Annotated in this window: 2 tRNA genes and 2 rRNA genes (1 of these 4 cut by a window edge); all 4 read right to left on the bottom strand. The window is 55.9% G+C overall.

From position 1 onward, the window contains the following. A 23S ribosomal RNA gene (locus DVDV_RS21245) occupies window positions 1–374 on the bottom strand (it extends 2550 nt beyond the left edge of the window). Between the two features lie 69 nt (window positions 375–443). Further along, window positions 444–519 (bottom strand) — tRNA-Ala (locus DVDV_RS21240). Window positions 520–527: 8 nt separating this feature from the next. Further along, window positions 528–604: transfer RNA gene (locus tag DVDV_RS21235), tRNA-Ile, on the bottom strand. A gap of 71 nt (window positions 605–675) precedes the next feature. Next, window positions 676–2224 (bottom strand): 16S ribosomal RNA (locus DVDV_RS21230). Together the 16S and 23S rRNA genes with 2 tRNA genes alongside form the textbook arrangement of a ribosomal RNA operon. Window positions 2225–2500 lie beyond the last annotated feature (276 nt).

Raw genomic sequence — 2500 nt, 5'->3', positions numbered from 1 at the left:
TTTCACCCTCTATGGCGTGCCTTCCCAGACACTTTCCCTGCCTAATAATGAATCACTTGATGGAGACCCTACAACCCCAGATGCCCGGAGGCACCTGGTTTGGGCTCTTCCCAGTTCGCTCGCCGCTACTATGGGAATCTCTTTTGATTTCCTCTCCTGTGGGTACTGAGATGTTTCACTTCCCCACGTTCGCTTCCCAAGACCTATGTATTCAGTCAAGGGATGACGGGACATGACTCCCGCCGGGTTTCCCCATTCAGAAACCACCGGATCAAAGCATGTTTGGCTGCTCCCCGGTGCGTATCGCCGCCTACCGCGTCTTTCATCGCCTCTCAGCGCCAAGGCATCCACCGATTGCCCTTAATTACTTGGCTTTTGCCTAAATCCCATCCCTTATTTAACTGTCAAAGAACATTGCTGCGCACCCATATCACTCCCACCATTGGTGGAGGTGAACGGGTTCGAACCGATGGCCTCCTGCGTGCAAGGCAGGCGCTCTCCCAGCTGAGCTACACCCCCGGTAAGCGTGGTGGGCCTGGAAGGACTTGAACCTTCGACCTCACGCTTATCAGGCGTGCGCTCTAGCCACCTGAGCTACAGGCCCATCGTGTGCGCAACTTGCAAAGACACGAAGTCCTTGCAATTAAATAGCGAGTTGGGTTTTTTGTATCCATAAAAGGAGGTGATCCAGCCGCAGGTTCCCCTACGGCTACCTTGTTACGACTTCACCCCAATCATTAGCCCTACCGTAGACTCCTGCCTCCCGAGGGTTAGCCCGGAGCTTTCGGGTAGAACCGACTTTCGTGGTGTGACGGGCGGTGTGTACAAGGCCCGGGAACGTATTCACCGGAGCATGCTGATCTCCGATTACTAGCGATTCCGACTTCACGGGGTCGAGTTGCAGACCCCGATCCGGACTGGGATGGGTTTTTTGGGATTGGCTCCACCTTGCGGTCTCGCAGCCCATTGTACCCACCATTGTAGTACGTGTGTAGCCCTGGGCGTAAGGGCCATGATGACTTGACGTCGTCCCCACCTTCCTCCCCGTTGACCGAGGCGGTCTCTCTAGAGTGCCCGACATTACTCGCTGGCAACTAAAGACAAGGGTTGCGCTCGTTGCGGGACTTAACCCAACACCTCACGGCACGAGCTGACGACAGCCATGCAGCACCTGTCACCGCGCTCCCCGAAGGGCACTCCTCCTTTTCGGGAGGATTCGCGGGATGTCAAACCCAGGTAAGGTTCTTCGCGTTGCATCGAATTAAACCACATACTCCACCGCTTGTGCGGGCCCCCGTCAATTCCTTTGAGTTTCAGCCTTGCGACCGTACTCCCCAGGCGGGATGCTTAATGCGTTAACTGCGGCACCGAAGATCGCTCCCCGACACCTAGCATCCATCGTTTACAGCGTGGACTACCAGGGTATCTAATCCTGTTTGCTCCCCACGCTTTCGCGCCTCAGCGTCAGTACCTGTCCAGGTGGCCGCCTTCGCCACCGGTGTTCCTCCGGATATCTACGGATTTCACTCCTACACCCGGAATTCCGCCACCCTCTCCAGGACTCAAGTCTCCCAGTTTCGAACGCAGTTCCCCGGTTGAGCCGAGGGCTTTCACGTCCGACTTAAAAGACCGCCTACGCGCGCTTTACGCCCAGTGATTCCGATTAACGCTTGCACCCTCCGTATTACCGCGGCTGCTGGCACGGAGTTAGCCGGTGCTTCCTTTGGAGGTACCGTCAGTTCCAGGACTTATTCAGGCCTGGAAGGTTCTTCCCTCCCGACAGAGGTTTACGACCCGAAAGCCTTCTTCCCTCACACGGCGTCGCTGCGTCAGGGTTTCCCCCATTGCGCAATATTCCCCACTGCTGCCTCCCGTAGGAGTCTGGACCGTGTTTCAGTTCCAGTGTGGCTGATCATCCTCTCAGACCAGCTACCCATCGTAGCCTTGGTAGGCCATTACCCCACCAACAAGCTAATGGGACGCGGACTCATCCAGATGCGACAGCTTGTAAACAGAGGCCGCCTTTCACCCAACCGAAATTGGATCGTATCCGGTATTAGCGGCAGTTTCCCACCGTTATCCCGAACATCTGGGTAGATTATCCACGCGTTACTCACCCGTGCGCCGCTCTACTCAGGGACCGAAGTCCCCTTTCTCGCACGACTTGCATGTGTTAAGCACGCCGCCAGCGTTCAATCTGAGCCAGGATCAAACTCTCCAGTTTAAATCCTTATTAGCTGAAACCTAAGTATGCGTTGCCGCATCTTAAGCATGGCTTACTAAATCACCCAACTCGCTATTTAATTGTCAAAGACCGTGTCGCTCAAGCGACTCGTCGCCGTTTCCGGCGTCTTGCAGGAGGTGGGAAACTATTCGTTTCCTCCGTCCCAGTCAAGCACTTTTTTTCAAATCCCGTCCGCCGTTTGCGTCCGGTCCGTGTCGCGGCTTCCCGCTTGCGGAGGAGAGCTTCTACGCTTCCCCGCCAGCACCGTCAACACTT

This window comes from Desulfovibrio sp. DV, assembly GCF_001936595.1.
Classification (GTDB): Bacteria; Desulfobacterota; Desulfovibrionia; order Desulfovibrionales; family Desulfovibrionaceae; genus Solidesulfovibrio.
The sequence above is the reverse complement of the archived record's forward strand: the minus strand, read 5'-3'. Positions and strand labels throughout refer to the sequence as shown.